General features: G+C 60.5%; 13 protein-coding genes. 10 read left to right on the top strand and 3 right to left on the bottom strand.

From position 1 onward, the window contains the following. Positions 1–148 precede the first annotated feature (148 nt). The 9 genes from FJ320_05265 to FJ320_05305 all read left to right on the top strand — a co-directional run bounded on the left by FJ320_05265 (position 149) and on the right by FJ320_05305 (position 9,752). Positions 149–1,018: a hypothetical protein gene (locus tag FJ320_05265; protein ID MBM3925385.1), complete on the top strand. Its 870-nt coding sequence runs from the start codon at positions 149–151 to the stop codon at positions 1,016–1,018. 345 nt (positions 1,019–1,363) lie between these two features. Further along, positions 1,364–2,323: a zinc-binding dehydrogenase gene (locus tag FJ320_05270; protein MBM3925386.1), complete on the top strand. Its 960-nt coding sequence runs from the start codon at positions 1,364–1,366 to the stop codon at positions 2,321–2,323. A gap of 219 nt (positions 2,324–2,542) precedes the next feature. Continuing rightward, a complete protein-coding gene (locus tag FJ320_05275; GenBank protein MBM3925387.1) occupies positions 2,543–4,759 on the top strand; it encodes a bifunctional (p)ppGpp synthetase/guanosine-3',5'-bis(diphosphate) 3'-pyrophosphohydrolase in 2,217 nt (738 codons plus the stop codon). 70 nt (positions 4,760–4,829) lie between these two features. Then, the gene (rpsT, locus tag FJ320_05280) at positions 4,830–5,096 is read left to right on the top strand and encodes a 30S ribosomal protein S20 (protein MBM3925388.1); all 267 of its coding nucleotides are present in this window, start codon (positions 4,830–4,832) and stop codon (positions 5,094–5,096) included. Between the two features lie 111 nt (positions 5,097–5,207). After that, positions 5,208–5,855 carry a transcriptional repressor LexA gene (lexA, locus tag FJ320_05285; GenBank protein ID MBM3925389.1) on the top strand — a complete coding sequence of 216 codons (648 nt, stop codon included), beginning with the start codon at positions 5,208–5,210 and terminating at the stop codon, positions 5,853–5,855. Positions 5,856–5,978: 123 nt separating this feature from the next. Continuing rightward, positions 5,979–7,181, top strand: coding sequence for an isocitrate/isopropylmalate dehydrogenase family protein (locus FJ320_05290; protein ID MBM3925390.1), 1,203 nt, complete (start codon positions 5,979–5,981; stop codon positions 7,179–7,181). A 95-nt stretch (positions 7,182–7,276) separates the two neighbouring features. Continuing rightward, positions 7,277–8,221: a malate dehydrogenase gene (gene mdh, locus FJ320_05295; GenBank protein MBM3925391.1), complete on the top strand. Its 945-nt coding sequence runs from the start codon at positions 7,277–7,279 to the stop codon at positions 8,219–8,221. Positions 8,222–8,289: 68 nt separating this feature from the next. Next, complete coding sequence (locus tag FJ320_05300; protein ID MBM3925392.1) at positions 8,290–9,042, top strand: cysteine hydrolase; 753 nt, start codon at positions 8,290–8,292, stop codon at positions 9,040–9,042. A gap of 2 nt (positions 9,043–9,044) precedes the next feature. Further along, positions 9,045–9,752 carry a cysteine hydrolase gene (locus FJ320_05305; GenBank protein ID MBM3925393.1) on the top strand — a complete coding sequence of 236 codons (708 nt, stop codon included), beginning with the start codon at positions 9,045–9,047 and terminating at the stop codon, positions 9,750–9,752. On the opposite strand, the gene FJ320_05310 is transcribed toward FJ320_05305, so the two are convergent. Genes FJ320_05310 through FJ320_05320 form a run of 3 tightly spaced genes read right to left on the bottom strand, consistent with a single transcriptional unit; the run spans position 9,749 to position 11,866 of the window. Further along, positions 9,749–9,997, bottom strand: coding sequence for a hypothetical protein (locus FJ320_05310; protein MBM3925394.1), 249 nt, complete (start codon positions 9,995–9,997; stop codon positions 9,749–9,751). The two genes, FJ320_05305 and FJ320_05310, sit on opposite strands and share 4 nt — an antisense overlap. After that, entirely contained in the window at positions 9,960–10,328 is a 369-nt protein-coding gene (locus FJ320_05315; protein ID MBM3925395.1) for a hypothetical protein, read from the bottom strand. The genes FJ320_05310 and FJ320_05315 overlap by 38 nt, the downstream gene beginning before the upstream one ends. Positions 10,329–10,354: 26 nt before the next feature. Then, positions 10,355–11,866, bottom strand: a complete 1,512-nt coding sequence (locus FJ320_05320) for an MFS transporter (GenBank protein ID MBM3925396.1) — start codon at positions 11,864–11,866, stop codon at positions 10,355–10,357. Between the two features lie 165 nt (positions 11,867–12,031). On the opposite strand from FJ320_05320, the gene FJ320_05325 reads away from it, so the two are divergent. Then, positions 12,032–14,422, top strand: coding sequence for a hypothetical protein (locus tag FJ320_05325; GenBank protein ID MBM3925397.1), 2,391 nt, complete (start codon positions 12,032–12,034; stop codon positions 14,420–14,422). Positions 14,423–14,534: the final 112 nt, after the last annotated feature.

The following is a 14,534-nucleotide window of genomic DNA, read 5'->3' on the forward strand; positions in this document are numbered from 1 at the left end:
CCCGAACTTTTCGTTTCTACATCGCTGGGCCTACGAGCCAGCCTTTCTTGGCGTCAGCTTCGTCCCCATGGATGATGCCCCCATAGTCGGTTCAGATAGAGAATCGAGATATAGCAAAAACAGAAATCGCTGTGCGGGTGGAGGGGTTATGGTATTCAAAAGGGGAGCAAGGCTTGACCCGTCGCAGGTGTCGGACAGACGGGGCGCGCGCGGTGGGATGGGCGGGATTCCGATGGTGCTGGGCGGCGGTGGCGGCATCGGCCTAATTGTCACGCTCATTTTGCTGCTGATGGGAGGGTTGAGCGGAGGACAGGGGTTTACGGGCGAGACCACGGACGGCACGGGGAGTGACCTGGCGGCGACATGCCAGACCGGCGAGGACGCGAATACTCGAGAGGACTGCCGGATTGTCGGCTTTGTAAACAGTATCCAGAGCCTATGGACGGAGGAGTTCAGCCAGCGCGGACGGCAGTACGCCCCCGCCAAGACCGTGCTTTTCACCGGGTCGACGCAGACGGGCTGCGGCGTCGGGTCGTCGCAGGTTGGGCCGTTCTACTGTCCCCTGGACAAGAGCGTGTACATCGACCTGGGGTTTTTCGACGAACTGAAGAGTCGATTCGGCGCGCAGGGCGGGCCTTTCGCGCAGGCGTACGTGGTAGCCCACGAGTACGGCCACCATGTGCAGAACCTGTCGGGCACCCTGGACACGCGGGACAGGGACACGGGGCCGCAGAGCAGGGCGGTGCGGGTGGAGCTGCAGGCGGACTGCTTTGCGGGGGTGTGGGCGCATCACGCCTCGGCCACGGGATTCCTGGAGCCGCTTACGGAACGAGACATCGCCCAAAGCCTGGACGCGGCGGCGGCGGTGGGAGACGATCGAATACAGAAGGAGTTCCAGGGCAAAGTGAACCCGGAGAGCTGGACTCACGGGTCGTCAGCGCAGCGGCAGGGGTGGTTTAAGGCGGGGTATGAGAGCGGGAGTCGGAATTCGTGCGACACTTTCAGCGGCACGGTGTAGCTGGCTAGCTGCCCCAGGGTGATGGTAAGAGACCGCTTCGCAACTTTCCGCATTAGGATAATTGTGCCGGTTCTGAGACGCCGACAACACTTGTAGACGGTAGAAGGTGAGGGGTGTCAGCACGATGCCTAGCTCGGTCGCAGTCTAAACAGATTCCTCGACTACGTCCTTCCGAGTACAGGAGGACTACGCTCGAATGACAACTCGTTTTCATTGATAGAGATGAAGCTGGCGTGGGAGCAGTCGCGGCCATTAGATTCTTCTATCCGCCTCAGGCGGACTCAGAATGACAGGCGCAGACCTTTTCTATAAAATACGCCCCAGTTTTCATCCCACGGAGGATACATGAAGGCTGGAAGAATCGCCGGACCCCGGCGAATGGAGATTGTGGATGTTCCAGAGCCAACTCTTCGCATCGGCGAAGTGCTGGTGAAAGTCGAAAAGGTGTCTATATGCGGCAGCGACATCCGGCCCTTCAGCACCGTCCTGCCGGAAGAGAAGTACCCTATGAGTCCGGGCCGGCCCATCCACGAATGCGCCGGCGTCGTCCAGGAGGCCTGGGCCGACGGGTTTAATCCAGGCCAGCGCGTCATCGTATTTCCTTACGAGCAAGGCGGGCTGCGGGAGAAGGTGGTGGTGCCGCCCTCGGGGCTGGTGGCGGTGCCTGACTACGGGTCACTGGACACGTGGATTATGTGCCAGCCCATGGGCACGGTGCTTTACTCGGTAAGCCGCGTCGGCAACGTGGTCGACAAGAACGTGCTGGTGCTGGGGCAGGGGGCCATCGGACTCAGTTTCACCAAGTTCCTCAGCGGCATGAACGCTCGAGAGCTTATCGTCGCGGACCTGGAGGAGTACCGGCTGAAGGTGTCGAGGAAGTTCGGCGCCACCCAGACGGTCAACGTCAGCAAGGAAAACATCTTCGAGGCGGTGAAGGACCTGACCCACGGCGAGGGGCCGGACGTGGTGGTGGAGGCGGCGGGGGAGCACGAGAGCGTGCGGCAGTCGATTGCCCTATGCAAGAAGTTCGGCACGGTGATATGGTTCGGCATGACGCACAACGAGTACTTCGCCATCGACTTCCAGCAGATTCGCGACAAGGACCTGACCATGATCGGCACCTCCAGCGCAAGGGCGGGGACCATGCCGCAGTATGTGCGGCAGGTGGTGCGAATGGTGGAGCAGAAGAGGGTGGACCCAACGCCCATGATAACGCACAAGCTGAAGGTGGAAGAGGTGCAGAAGGCGCTGGAGATGTACGAAAAGCGCACGGATGGCGTCATAAAGGTGACGCTGGATATGTAGGGTCAGGAAATAGGATAAATCAGGGCGGTCCGCCTTGGTGGACCGCCCTTTTTCATGTCAGCCAGTCAGCCTACGAGAACAGTAAGTAATCTTCATGTGAAGTATCGAAACCATGAAAGTCTGGTCGCAAAAGAATGGGTTAGTCCGAAAAGTACGGGCACAATAGGTGGGCTAGCACTATGGACTGGTCTACAACTTACTCTTATCATTAAGGATGGTATGCAGCAAGCTACGTCGGAAAACATAAAAGAACTGCTGGTCAAGATTAAGGGCTATCTGCCCCGAGATAAGGCCGACCAGGTGGAGGAAGCCTACAACTTCGCCTCCACGGCCCATAAGGGGCAGAAGCGGGTCTCGGGCGGGCCGTACGTAGAGCATCCCCTCAGCGCCGCCAGCTTTTTGGCCGACCTGCACCTGGACGCCACCACCCTGTCGGCAGCGCTGCTGCACGACGTTGTCGAGGACTGCGGCATCACCCAGGACGACTTGAAGACTAAGTTCGGACCGGACGTAGCCAAGCTCGTCGATGGCGTCACCAAGCTGACTCGGATGGAACTTACGGACTGGACCGCGGAAGGGCAGGGCCAGGCGCAGGCCCAGGATACCGAGGATCGCCTCAAGGCCGAAACCCTTCGCAAGATGCTGGTGGCCATGGCGGAGGATATCCGCGTGGTGCTAATCAAGCTGGCGGACCGGCTCCATAATATGCAGACCCTCAACGCCCTGAGGCCTGAGCGGCAGCGGGCTATAGCCCAGGAGACCCTGGACATCTACGCGCCGCTGGCAAATCGCCTGGGCATCTGGGAGATCAAGTGGCGGTTGGAGGACCTGGCCTTCAAGTGCCTGGACCCGGAGAAGTACGAGCAGATATCGCAGCTGGTGGCGGTCAAGCGGGAGGAGCGGGAGGCCTACGTGGCCGACGTCGAGAATGTTTTGAAGACTGAGTTGGAGAAGGTGGGGCTGAAGTCGGCCCAGGTGTCGGGCCGGCCAAAGCATATCTACAGCATCTATCAAAAGAGCCTGAAGTACGCCGGCATGGGCAAGCATATAACTGATATTTACGACCTCTACGCCCTGCGGGTGCTCGTAAAGACAAAAGAGGAGTGCTATCACGCCCTGGGCGTGGTGCATAACATGTGGCGGCCTATGCCCGGCCAGTTTGACGACTACATCGCCAGCCCAAAGGAGAACCTGTACCAGTCGCTGCACACCACAGTGATGTGCAAGAACGCGACGCCCCTGGAGGTGCAGATACGCACCGTGGAGATGCACCAGCTATCGGAGTACGGGGTGGCGGCCCACTGGCGGTACAAGGGTGGGTCCGGCGGCGACCTGAAGTTCGACGAGAAGATGACATGGCTCCGGCAGCTCCTGGAGTGGCAGCCGGACGTCAGCGGCACCGAGGAGTTCCTGGAATCGGTCAAGATGGACCTGTTCAAGGACCAGGTCTTTGTGTACACGCCCAAGGGCAAGATTATCGAGCTGCCGGCGGGGGCCACGCCCATTGATTTCGCCTATCGAATACATACCGAGCTGGGGCATCGGTGCATCGGCGCCAAGATAAACGGGCGGCTGATGTCGCTGGACTACCAGCTTCAGAACGGCGACACCATTGAAATCCTGACGACCAAGGTGGCGCGAGGGCCTAGCCTGGACTGGCTGAACCCCAACCTGGGGTACATTCGAACAGCCAGCGCGCGGGGCGCCGTGCGGCAGTGGTTCCGCCGACAGCGCCGCGGCGACACTATCCAGATGGGACGAGAGCTGCTTCGCAAGGAAGCCAAGCGTCTGAACATGAAGGTGGACGAGGAAGAGCTGGCGTCGATTTTCAAGCAGCCCAACGCGGAGGAGTTCCTCATTGCCCTCGGCTCCGGCGAGATCACTATCAACCAGGTGCTGAACCGGCTGTCGGAGAAGGAGACCAAGGCCCAGCAGGAAGTGAAGCTGGACAAGGTCAAGGCGGTAAACCCCGGCTCCGGCATCACGGTGCTGGGCGTGGGCGACCTTTTGACCCGCCTGGCGCGGTGCTGCGGCCCTATCCCCGGCGACCACATTGTCGGCTTCATAACCCGTTCTCGGGGTGTAACGGTCCACAAGCGGGAGTGCCCCAGCATCCAGAACGAGGACGAGAAGGAACGCATTGTGGAGGTGGAGTGGGGCCAGGAGAAGCAGCTTTATCCGGTACGGCTGGAGATACAAGCTCGAAATCGAGTGGGGCTGCTGCGAGACATCACGACTCGGGTGTCGGAGGAGGGGGTGAACATCGCCGCCGCTACATCGGAGGACCATACGGACGGCACGGCGATAATATCGCTGACGCTGCACACCACGGGGATGGACCAACTGAGCCGGCTCTTCGCCAAGCTGGACAGCATACGTGGCGTCGTGAGCGCCAGCCGCATAGTGAGCAGCGCCGCGGCCGGCGGACGCTCGTAGCGCGATTTATCTGCTATAATAGCCAGCCGTTGAGCCAAATAAAGAATCCAAACGAGCAAGGGGAAAGTTAGTGCCTGCAGAAAAGTCGCATCGCGCATCATTGAGGAAGCAGACTCGCAACAAAAGCGTGCGCTCCGCCACCCGCAGCGCCATAGCCAAAGCCCGGCTGAGTGTTGAAGAAGATGAGGGCAAGACCAAGGGCGAGGAAAACAAGACGGCGGTGCTGGAAGCGGTGAAAACCCTGGACAGGGCTGCCCAAAAGGGTATTATCCACCCTAACAACGCAGCCCGCCGCAAGTCCAGGCTCATGAAGCAGTTGAAGGCCGGCAAGGCCTAGACCCGCCCTAAACGGCGCCAGTTCCTGCCAGCAACTCCTTGACAGCCTATTTTAGCTGTGCTACGTTGAGGCAGAACATCAGTTCATACCCACGGCTAGAGGCGAGCATATATGAAGACGCGCAAGAAGGTCTCTTCCAGACAGCAGCGGATGCTGGATTTCATTCGAGAGTTCATGGCTGAAACGGGCCGCCCGCCCACAGTCCGAGATATACAGAAAGCGTGCAACATAAGCTCAACGTCTGTGGTGGACTACAACCTGCGGCTGCTTCAACGTGACGGCCTCTTGAGGCGCCAGCCGGACGTGGCCCGGGGCATTGAGCTTCTGGACAGGGACGGGCGCTCCACCAGCATTATGCCGAGGATACCTGTGATGGGGTACATCGCGGCGGGGCAGCCTCTGCCCGGGCCGGCCAGCGACGGCTGGAACCAGGAGCCCCTGGAGGAAATAGAGGTACCCAGGTCCATGGTGCGAGGGCATAAAGAGATGTACGCGCTGCGAGTCCGCGGCACGTCCATGATCGACGCGTACATAGACGACGGCGACATGGTGATCATCGAGCCATCCAATGACATTCGCAACGGCGATATGGTGGTGGCGTGGCTGAAGATGGAGCAGGAGGCCACCCTGAAGAAGATTTACAAGGAGGGCGACCAGGTGCGCCTGCAGCCCGCCAACAGCCAGATGAAGCCGATATACGCCATGGCTAACAACGTGGAGACGCGCGGAAAAGTGGTGGGTGTGCTGAGGGGAATGTAACCAAGAACACGAATTTTATTCATAAGGCCCTCGAAACAATTCGAGGGCCTTATGTTTTTATAAGTTTGCGCTCGCCTAATCCCGCTTCTATAATGGCCCAAGACTGCACCACGGAGGACTGTCTTGGCGGACACTAAAGCAATATCGGCTGCCAAAGAGCATTTTGGCAAGATTTTAGAGCAGCAACTGGCACGGGTGGAGAGGCTGAAGAAGGACGAGCCCTGGGCTGACTTTTCCAAGATGAAGCCTATCAAAATCGGGATTATAGGCGGGGACGGCATCGGCCCCTTTATCAGCGCCGAGGCCCAGCGAATGCTGGAGTACCTGCTGCGCAAAGAGGTGGACCAGGGCAAGGTGGTCTTTAAGATCATCGAAGGGCTGACTATCGAGAACCGGGCGCGGCATATGAAATCGATACCGGACGACGTGCTGGAGCAGATGAAGGCCTGCCCTGTGACCCTGAAGGGGCCCACCCACACGCCGGAGAAGGGTGACGGGTGGCCGAACCTGGAGAGCGCCAACGTGTCCATGCGCAAGGCCTTCGACTTATTCGCCAACGTGCGGCCGGTGCGTATGCCCCAGGAAAAAATCGACTGGACGTTCTATCGAGAGAACACCGAGGACCTGTACGCCGTCGGCAGCCAAGGGCTGAACGTGACGGAGGACCTGGCTATCGATTTTAGGGTTATCACTACCCAGGGGTCGGAGCGGATCATCGACGCGGCTTTTGCCCATGCCAAGCGCAACGGCAAGACCAAGGTGACGGTGGTGACCAAGGCCAACGTGGTGAAGACCACCGACGGCAAGTTCCTGGATATCACGCGCAAGGTGGCGGAGCGATACCCCGGCATCACCTGGGACGCCTGGTACATCGACATAATGACGGCGAAGCTGCTGGACACGGCGCGTCGTCACGAGTTCCAGGTGCTGGCGATGCCTAACCTCTACGGCGACATTCTGACGGACGAGGCGGCGCAGATACAGGGGGGCGTCGGCACTGCGGGCAGCGCCAACATCGGCAAGCAGAACGCGATGTTCGAGGCCATTCACGGCAGCGCGCCACGCATGGTGCAGGAGGGCCGCGCCCAGTACGCCGACCCCAGCTCCATGATTCGCGCCAGCTCTATGATGCTGGACCACATCGGCTTTCCCGCCCTGGCGGAGAAGTTGAACAAGGCTATGGACGTTTGCACGCAGTACGAAAAGAAGATAGTTATCACTGGCCGCAGCAACGGCGCGACGGCCAAGGAGTTCGGCGATTACGTTATGGCGACGGTGGAGGACTCGAAGTTGGAGAAGCGCTGGGAACAGTACGTTAAGAAGTAGACGCATATTAACGTTGGTAGCCTTCCGGGTTCCGAACTGCGAGCAAGGGTACCCTTAGCAACCGTGAAACATAACTACAAAGGAGTATTGCTGTCATGCGGAAGAAGGTAACAGTAGTCGGGGCGGGGAACGTGGGGGCGACCACAGCCGAGCGATTGCACGCGCTGGGCTACTGCGACGTGGTGCTGGTGGACGTGGTGCCGGACATGCCCCAGGGCAAGGCCCTGGACATGCTGGAGTCGGGGCCGGTCATCGGGTCTGACTCGCTGATCACGGGCAGCAACGGCTACGCCGAGACGGCGGAGTCGGACCTGGTCATTATCACCGCCGGCGTCGCCCGAAAGCCCGGCATGAGCCGCGACGACCTGCTGCTGACCAACATGAAGATTGTCGGCGGTGTCACGCGGGAGGTGGTCAAGTACTCGCCAAACACTCTAATTATGGCGGTGAGCAACCCCCTGGACGCTATGTGCCATCACGCCTACGAGGTGTCGGGGCTGCCCAAGAACCGGGTCTTCGGCATGGCGGGTGTGCTGGACACGGCGCGATTTCGAACGTTCATCGCCCAGGAGCTGAAGGTGTCCGTCGAGGACGTGCAGGCGTACGTGCTGGGCGGCCACGGTGACGACATGGTTCCGCTGGTGCGCTACACCTCCGTGGCTGGCATACCCATTAGCGACCTGCTGCCCAAGGAGAAGGTGGACGCGCTGGTGAAGCGGGCGCGTGGTGGCGGCGGCGAGATTGTGGCGCTGCTGAAGACGGGAAGCGCGTATTACGCGCCGTCGGCGGCAATTGTGCAGATGGCGGAGTCGATATTGCTTGACAAGAAGCGCATACTGCCCGCCTGCGCCTATTTGGAGGGCGAGTACGGCATCAAGGGCCTCTGCGTGGGCGTGCCGGTGAAGCTGGGCGCCCGGGGCGTGGAGCAGGTCATCGAGATCAAGCTGACGGCGGATGAGCAAGCCATGCTGAACAAGTCGGCGGCCAGTGTGAAGGAGCTGGTGGAGGTCATGCACAAGGCGCAGAAGGCGGCGGTTTAGGTTAGTTTAGTACGTTCAGTCCGCTCACCCTGAGATTGCCGAATGGGTGAGCGGACTTTTGTTTTATAATGGGCCGCATAGGGAGACAGGATATAAGGTGGGCCATGGCTAAAGTAAAGCTCATAAACCGCTCCAAGATGCTGACTCGCATGAACGAAGCACTGGAGGTGGACTTTTCCAGGTCGGCGGTCATACAGATCGACATGCACAAGTTCCAGATGGATGCCGAGTACTCGACGTTTCCGCAGGACGTGGCGAATCGCATACTGCCTGTGACGGCGGAGTTCCTGGACGAATGCCGCGACCTGGGGCTGCCGGTAATACACGTGATGGTTTACAAGCGAGACCTGGACAAGCGGGGGAACCTTCGGACGGAGGCGGTGAATCGGACGGGCAAGGCGTACACGCCCTACGGCTTCCCCAAGAAGCCTAACTACGACACCGGCACCGCCGAGGGGGAGTTCGAATGGGACGTAATGCCAGTCCTGGGGCCAAAAGAAGGCGACTATGTCATCAATCAGAAGAAGCAGGAGACCACCAGCCTCCTCTCCACCGACCTGGAGCATTTAATTCGAAGCCTGGATGTGGACACGTTTTTCGTCGTCGGCATCAATACCAACAACTGCGTGTCCAATTTCTGCTTCGACGCGTCGGACCGGATGTGGACGCCTATCCTCATCAGCGATTGCGTGGGATCGGTGCACGGGGAGGACTTGCACGAGTTCGCGCTGCAGAACATACCGAGGACACTGGGGTTCGCGATGTCGTCGGAGGAGGCGGTGGGGAAGATAAAGAGGGCGAAGAAGTCGGCCAAGGCTTAAGTATGGCTCAGAAAAAGGGTAACTCCGCTTATGTAGAAGTCATCGACCGCAGCGACCTGCTGTCGTCGATGGAACGAGACCTACGCATCGAGTCGTCCAAGACGGCGGTGCTGACCATCGAGATGACGAAGCGGCGGCTGGGAGACGACGCGCCGCTGCCGCCGGGGGTGCGGGAGGGCCTGCTGACCAATACCGAGATTTTGCTGAAGCTGGCGCGGGGCAAGGGCATACCGGTCATCCACTGCATGTCGTCGCTGCGGGACGTGGAGGCGCGGGCGAGGTCGAGGATGCCGTTTGCGCGGGCGCTGGTGAAGAGCGGCGAGTCGCTGAGCCCCTACGGACCGGTACATGACGAGGTTATGTCAATCAGGGACGGTACCTTCAAGCCAGACCTGGTGGTGTCCAGGGCGAAGGACGATTACATCGTGCGGTCCAAGAAGGGGTTAAGCTGCTTCTACGCTACGGACCTTGAGTGGCTGCTGCGGCAGTTGAAGCGGGAGTGGGTGGTGCTGGCGGGGGTCAGCACCAACGCCGACGTGCTGGCTACAGCCTACGAGCTAACGAATCGAAACCTGGGCGCGATTACGATTAAGGACTGCGTCGCCAGCACCTACGGGGAGGACCTGCACGAGCTGGGGCTGCAACAGCTAGCGCGATGCCAGGGATGGGTGATAGGGCTGGATGCGCTGGAGGGGAAGCTTAGGGGCTAGGCCCTCCGCAGGGCCCGCCGCCGTATGGCTTGCAGCCAGCCCCTTCGGATGGTGCCGCTGCCCCATCTGACCACCAGCCAGTAGCGTTTGAACGCACGTTCGGCCTCCAGACTGGTGCAAAGCACGCGAGTCTCGGTGGCGACGCGGCAGCCATCGCCCTCAGCCCACACCCGGAAGTCCATGGCGGCCTTGGCGTAGCCGGGCTCGTCAAAGACCAAGAAATGTCCGGCGTCTGTGACCGGCACAGGCCCGCCCCCCGGCGACGCGCCAGAACTGCCCGATGGCCCCCAGAACGATTTCAGAGCCTTCCTTTTCACCCAAGACCACGAAACCCATCCGGGCCATCTGCTCAAGCATGGGACGGTTCGCCTCGGCGGGAGGGAGCTTGCCCGAAAGACGGGCGGGAAGGATGCGCAGGAACATCAAGGGACCGAAAAGCCGGATGTCCCTGGCGGTCACTGATTTGACGGCTTCATAGGCCGCGCGAGTTGACGATGGAATCCAGAGAGAATGGGACTCGCGGGCATGGAAGACGGGTAGCAGCGTGTCGAGAAGGGCGGGGCTTTGGAGCGCCATTACAACCCTCCTTGACTCAGGCTAGCCTACTGGCCGTCGGCGCCGGAGGAAGCTTTGGCAGGCCGTGCCGCGGACGCCTCAGCGGGCTGCTCCGCCTCCTTCGTCTGACCGCCTTTGGCAAAGGAGAGGAAGATAGACACGGCGGTGATGGCGCCCATGCCCAGGTAGGTAATGCGCAAGCCGTCGGTGAAGGAGTGGAGGAGGGCATCGGAGGCGCCGCGCTCGACGCCCGCCAGGGTGGGCGGGTGGCCGTCGGCGGCCATGACCATGGTGACCACGGCGGTGGCGATGGCGATGCCGGTGACGTTGGCGGAGTTTCGCACCAGGTTGAGGAAGCCCGAGACGACGCCGTACTTGCTGCGCTCGACAGTGCTGATGACGGCGGTGTTGTTGGTGGAGTTGAAGGTGCCGGCGCCGGCGTTCATGATGATCATCCCTATCATCACGTGCCAGAGGCCGCTGGTGGGCGTGATGAAGGCCAGAATGAAGAGGCCGGAGGCGATCAGGGCGAGGCCGAGGATATTGAAGATGGTCCAGCCATAGCGGTCTGATAACCGGCCTCCCACGGGGCCCATGATGATGGTGCCCAGGGCGCTGGGGACCAGGATGAGGCCCATCTGCTGGGGGCTGTAGCCCAGGACGGCCTGGATGTAGAAGGGCGCGAGAAATCGTACGGACTGCATGGCGGCGAAGGTGATAAAGCTGGCGGTGACGCTCATGGAGAAAAGCCGCTTCTGGAAGAGCCGCACGTCCATCATCGGCGATGGGGACTTGAGTTCCCGCCACACAAATGTCGCCAGCAGCGCCATCATGCCGACGGCAATACCTAGGGTGGAGAGAATTCCCCAATCAACACGATGGCTGTTGGTCATGACCATGAGAAAGCCCACCAGGAAAGCGATGGAGAGGGCTGCCCCGGCCCAGTCGAAGGAGAACTTCTTGCGGTCGTCGGACAACTGCTCCTTCAGGACAGGCTGAGCGACGGCGAAGGCCATAGCGGCGGCCACAGCGGTGGCGTAGAAGACACCCCTCCAGCCGAAGAGGTCCACCAGGAATCCGCCCACCGCAGGGCCGACAATAGCCCCCGCGCCTACAGCGCCCAGCTGTAAGCCCATGGCTTTGCCTCGCTCGTTGGCGGGGAAGACGGAGACGATCATCGCCATGCCGGTGCTCTGGGTCATGGCTGCGCCTATGCCCATAACCACGCGGCTGAAGATGAGGATGGGGATGTTAGGCGAGACGGCGGAGATAAGGCCGCTGACGATAAAGACCAAGAGGCCGATCTGGTAAACGCGCTTTCGGCCCACCAGGTCGGAGAGGCGGCCCATGGGGAGGAGCAGGGCGCTGACGGTTAGGGCGAAGCCGATGGTTACCCACTGGACGGTGGGAAGGTCGGCGAGGAAGTGGTCGGAAATGCTGGGGAGGGCGACGTAGGAGGCGCCGGTGTCGGCGACAGAGACAAAGGTGCCCATGGCCACCGCGTAGAAGGCGACCCAATGGTAGGGCATGGACTTGATTCGGGCGGGCAGGCTTAACATGACGGCTCAGGCACGGAGGTTAACGATACCACAAAAGGGGATATGTGTCAGAAAGCGCTCAAATTGGGGGTTTTAACAACATCCCCCCCACGCAAGGGGACAAGCCAGGCCGAAAATTCGTCCAAACGTGCTATTTATCTGCCTGGATTGCCCATTCATACTAATATGGATACTAGACTGGGTGTCCATAAAAAAGAAGGGCTGCCCGTAAGGATAGACTACGCTTTGGAAAAAGTACGCAGCAGATTCCGCTGGCTCGGCTTTGCTTTTCTTCTCCTTATCTTTTCGGCAGCGCTGATAGGCCCCGTCTCCGCCCAGGACCCCAGGCCCCCAAAGTCTACAGACCCGTCGCAGGACTCAGAAGAAGGGGTGGAGCTGCGCGACAGAGACCGCAATAAAATCCTGGATAACCTCGACAGGCGGCTGCAACGCGCCGGAGACGATGACGACTTAACCGTTATAGCCGTTCTTGATCGTCCTATCCCCGATGTGGATTTAGGCCGGCTCAAAGGAATGGGCGGAAACTTCCAGGTGGTCGCCACGTATCCCAGCATCAACGGCATAGCTATAAACATCAAGGCCAGATTTGTTCGCGGCCTGGCCCAACTGACTGAGATTGAGCAACTGGAGGACAACGCCACGGCCCGGGCCGTCATGGACACCGCCGCGGCATGGCACGGCGTGAATAACGCCAGGGCCGATTTCGGCGTCGATGGAAACACCGATGGTTCCGCAGGCTACAGCGCCAACGACATGGTGGTGGCGGTAATCTACACGGGGATAGACACAGGCCACGTGGACTTAGACGGCGGCAAGGTGGTCTGCTGGCGCGATGAGATAAATGGCAGGCCGGCCCCTTATGACGACAACGGCCACGGCAGCCACGTAGCCGGCATGGTTGCCGGGGAGGGGCAGGGCAACTCGGCATATACGGGCGTCGCGCCCGGGGCGGCGCTGGTGGGGATCAAGGTCTTGAATTCCGCAGGTTCAGGCTCGACAACGCAGGTGCTGAACGGCATCCAGTGGGCCATAGACAATCGCGCGGCCTGCGGAATCGAAGCCATAAACTTGAGCCTTGGCATATCTGGAAACAGCGACGGCAACGACGCAACGTCTAGGATGGTGAACTCGGCGGTGTCGGCCGGCCTGATATCCGTGGTGGCGGCCGGCAACGACGGCCCCAGGGCCAACACCGTCGGCAGCCCAGCGGCGGCGGCCAACGCCATCACCGTAGGCTCCTCGGGCGACCCGGGCGAGGGGGGCTTTTTTCTATCATACTTCTCCAGCCGTGGGCCAACAGCCGACGGCCGCATAAAGCCCGACCTGGTGGCCCCCGGACACGGCATTACTTCCGTCAGAAGGGGCACCACTAACTCTTACATCACCTACAGCGGCACCAGCATGGCTACGCCTTTCACGGCGGGTGTTGTGGCGCTGATGCTTGACGCTAACTCTTCGCTATCGCCGGCCAGTGTAAAGTCAATCCTGAAATCGACGGCCCAGGACTGGGGTCCGGGCGGGGACGACAACGATTATGGCGCGGGCAGGCTGGACGCTTATGAGGCCGTGAGTGACGCAGCGGGCTTTTCGGCGGCGAGCGCGCCCGCGGTCCCGGTTCACCAGCATATTTCCGACAACCTGCCGGGCACCGGCGCTTCCGATTTCCACGACATCAACGTTGTCGACGGCGGCTATCCCATTGGCATAACCATGATCATGCCGACCTGGAATTCCGTGGACTTTGACATCTACTTGCGCAATGAGGCTGGGACGCTGGTCGCCAAGTCGGACGGGACTACCCGACAGGAGACTATTGCCTACAAGTCGCCGGCAGCCGGTCTTTATCGATTGGAGGTCCATTCGTATTCAGGTTCCGGCGCTTACTTCGTCGATATCAGCGCCGGCTCCGCGCCGCCGCCTCCGCCCGATACCGAGGCTCCAGCCGCGCCCACTGTTCTAACCGTGACTGTGCCGGTGAGCAACGGCGACAGGCTTGACCTGGACTGGGCGGATAATGGCGAGGGTGATCTGGCCGGCTACAACGTCTATCGCTCTAATTCCAGCGGCGGCCCATACACCAAGGTGAACGTACCGCTGGTGACGGGATCGTCATACACCAACACAGGGCTGACCAGCGGCGGCACGTACTACTACGTGGTTACCGCCGTCGATACCTCCGGCAACGAGTCGGGCAACTCCAATGAGGCCAGCGGGACAACGCAGAACAACCTGGCCCCAGGAGCGCCTTCCAGCCTGGGCGCCGCGCCGGGGAACCAGCAGATAGCGCTGGACTGGGCGGATAACGGCGACGCCGATCTGTCGGGCTACGACGTGTACCGGTCCGAGATTGACGGAGGGCCCTATACCAAGATAAACCCTGCCTTAGTCACCGTCTCTGAATACACCGACATGGGGCTGACCAACGGCACGACTTACTACTACGTGGTGAAGGCGGTGGACACGGCGGGAAATGAGTCCGCCAATTCAAGCCAGGCCAGCGGCACACCCAACGAAATAGTGACCCCTCCGACAGTCCTATACCGTGTGACCTCATAAACAATGGTTACCGAAAGATTTTTGTTGCCTCAGAATTACGGTTACCTTTCCCCGACCATGATAAGGGACTACCTGGCCTAGCTGCGAGCTTTAGAAGCTTCTCGGTCTCTTG

Source organism: SAR202 cluster bacterium, assembly GCA_016872285.1.
In the GTDB taxonomy this organism is placed as follows: domain Bacteria; phylum Chloroflexota; class Dehalococcoidia; order Lucifugimonadales.